A 2,924-nucleotide genomic window follows, 5' to 3' on the forward strand; every position below is an offset into this window, starting at 1 on the left:
GCGATGGCGATACCTTCCATCCTAGGATCGTCCTTGAAAATACGTCTGTAACGAAGGCAACGTAGGCCCAGCCAATCTTTGTCTTGACGTAAGTGATATCCGCCACCCACAAGTTGTTTGGCTCATTAGACGTAAAGTTCCTGTTTACCAGGTCTTTCGGGCGTTCTACGAGCTCATTCGCGACGGTGGTTACGACGTAAGTCTTACCACGTCTCACCCCAGAAATACCGAGCTCAGCCATCAAACGCTCTGTTGTGCAGCGTGCGATGTCGATACCTTCGCGCTTAAGCGCACACCAGAGCTTCCTAAGCCCATATACGAAAGTAGTTGTCCTTGTGAATTTTACTTATCTTCGTCTTGAGAGATTTATCACGAATAGATCTCACTGAGGCAACTCGTGATTTATTAGAGTAATAAGTCGAGGAAGCGAACTGTAAGACCCTACAGATCGGCTGGACTCCCCACTTTTGCTTATTGCAATCTATAAAAGCAATTACTTGCTTCGCTTCGCGCTTTGACCGTCCAACTCGGTCGCAAAGAAAATCGAGGCCGCACGTAAAATCTCATTAGCTCTACGAAGCTCTACGACTTCTCGCTCTAGTTGACGGGTGCGCTCTCTCTCATTGAGTAGTTGTTCCTTTAGTCTCACCGACATCTATCGAAGCCTGACGTACCCAAGTACGTAGCGTCTCGGGCGTCATTTACAGCTTCTGAGCAACAGATTGAATAGCTGCCCACTGTGGGGGATACTCACCTCGATGGTCCGTGACCATTCGTATTGCTCGATCACGAACTTCGGGTGAATACTTCTTTACTCTTGCCATAATGATGACTCCTTAACTCAAGACTAGGAGTCTCCAAGATTTCCGGGGCGTATCAGACTGTACCTTTGCCTTGTCCATCAAGAGTTGGGTTTGTTACCCCAGGGGCAGGTTGAATGGTGACCGGTGCCGTCGCTGAGGTATCGTTTGTATTGAGGGTGAAGTTGCCGTCATAGTGAGCGGTGCTCCCTGGCGTTACGAGGTCTATTACTCCACCTGCTCCAACATCACCAAGAGCCGTTGTAAGGTTGCATGCATCAGTTGCGTCAGCACAGGTAGCTGAACCAAGTGGCGTTGCTGCTGCATAGAGAACGCTTGCCAACTGTAGAGAACCAGCATCACAGTTGACCCCAGATACGGTTGCAAAACCACGCTGATCTGTTGCTGGACATAAGGACAACTTAGTATTACCAATAGTTGCAGTAGTCGGTATCAATCCGATTGCTGGGTTACCAGGTAAGGGCAAGATTGTTAGTGTTGATCCGCCGTTGTTCTGCAACGCCCCGAGCAGTTCCGCTGCCGTAGCCGTCGGGCGGCTGGTGGACGATGTAAGGCCACAGGTGTTATCGTCTGCGACGTTATAACCATAATCGATAAATCCACCCCCTGAGCACTCACCGCCAGCCGAGGGGGCCGAGGGAGTTGCCAGAAGATCAGCGGCGAGGTTTACCGTGCCAGATGCGTTGTAAATTCCGCTGCCGAGGCCAGAATCGCCGCCGCCAAGGACACTGTTTCCACTGATGGTCGAATTGGCAATTGTGGTCGTGTCACCATTGTTGTAGATACCCCCACCGTCACCGGAAGGACCGGGAGAGAGCACGGTACCACCGTTGCCCGCCGCATTATCCGTAATCGTGGCATTCGAGATCGTGAAAGAACCGGAACTATGATAGTAAATACCACCGCCGTTACCGCCAGTGCCCCCTACACTTAGGTAACCTTCACCACCATTACCAGCAAAGTTACCAGAAATAGTCGAGTCAGCAATTGTGAGAGAACCAGTACCGACATAGCTAATACCACCACCGTTACCGCCAGTGCCGCCAAAACTAGCGCCATTGCCACCATTGCCAGCAGAGTTACCAGAAATAGTCGAGTCAGTAATTATGAGAGAACCGGAACCAGAATATTTAATACCACCACCGTTACCGCCACGGACGCCGGGACCCTGAGGGCCATAGCTGCCGCTTGCTGCTTGTCCACCCGTAATCGTTACTCCATTTAGGTTCACGAAGGCGTTGCTGTCAATAGTTAGGACTGTACCCTTGCCTTGTCCATCAAGAGTTGGGTTTGTTACCCCAGGGGCGGGTTGTATCGTGATTGGTGCGGTTTTTGAGGTATTTGCTGTATTGATGGTGAAATTACCGTCATAGTGAGCGGTGCTCCCTGGCGTTACGAGGTCGATTGTTTCACCTGCGGTTACCTTGGTTAGTGCCGTTGCAAGGCTACATGGAGAAGAGAACGAACAAGGATTCGAGGCGGTTGTTAATGTTGTTAATGCGGTCGCATAAAGGATTGTATTTGAGGAAGTAGTACCAGCAGAGGCACTACTTGGTGATATCGTTGAAAATCCAATAGCACCTACTAGACAGATAAGAGATAGGGCAATTCTCTTAAATGATCTACTTACGAATGAGATGACACCGAAAGTAGATCTTGCAAAAGATACCTTCTTTGAATTTGAATAACCGCTAAATGGCTTTCTGTGCAATTTAGGAAGTTTTGACATAAAAGTTGTGACCCATCTCATTATCCTTGCGTTTACCTGTGCTTACTTGTTTGATTCAATTATGCAACATTTAAACTAACATTCTATGTGTAACTATACCGCATAATCAAACACAAAGAGTGACTTTAAAGCAGGCAATCTCAATCAACTGGGAAATTAGTTAGCAAGAAGAGATAAATAGTACCTTTGGTGACGGTAAGCGTGAGAATGGCTAAATCGTTGCTCTGTTCTTCCATTGGTGGTTTCTAGCACCAGTGTCGCCTAAATCTAATTAATTTCGATTTCTCGTGGATCGACTTACCTGGTTGAAAATTTCTTTTAGTTGGTGATCACAAGTCAGCAACTTGGAAACGCTAGACCCCACTTAGCTCCAA

General features: G+C 48.2%; 2 protein-coding genes and 1 pseudogene. All 3 read right to left on the bottom strand.

Translation table 11 applies throughout. From position 1 onward, the window contains the following. Positions 1-241 (bottom strand): DDE-type integrase/transposase/recombinase (locus AXFE_RS09610; protein WP_152626003.1); only part of this gene is annotated, 241 nt, incomplete at its 3' end. A gap of 369 nt (positions 242-610) precedes the next feature. After that, positions 611-824 (bottom strand): annotated as a pseudogene (locus tag AXFE_RS21475) (transposase); the annotation flags it as partial. A 52-nt stretch (positions 825-876) separates the two neighbouring features. Beyond that, positions 877-2,550, bottom strand: coding sequence for a choice-of-anchor Q domain-containing protein (locus AXFE_RS09620; RefSeq protein WP_052605652.1), 1,674 nt, complete (start codon positions 2,548-2,550; stop codon positions 877-879). Positions 2,551-2,924 lie beyond the last annotated feature (374 nt).

Origin of the sequence: Acidithrix ferrooxidans, assembly GCF_000949295.1 — a bacterium.
In the GTDB taxonomy this organism is placed as follows: Bacteria; Actinomycetota; Acidimicrobiia; order Acidimicrobiales; family Acidimicrobiaceae; genus Acidithrix; species Acidithrix ferrooxidans.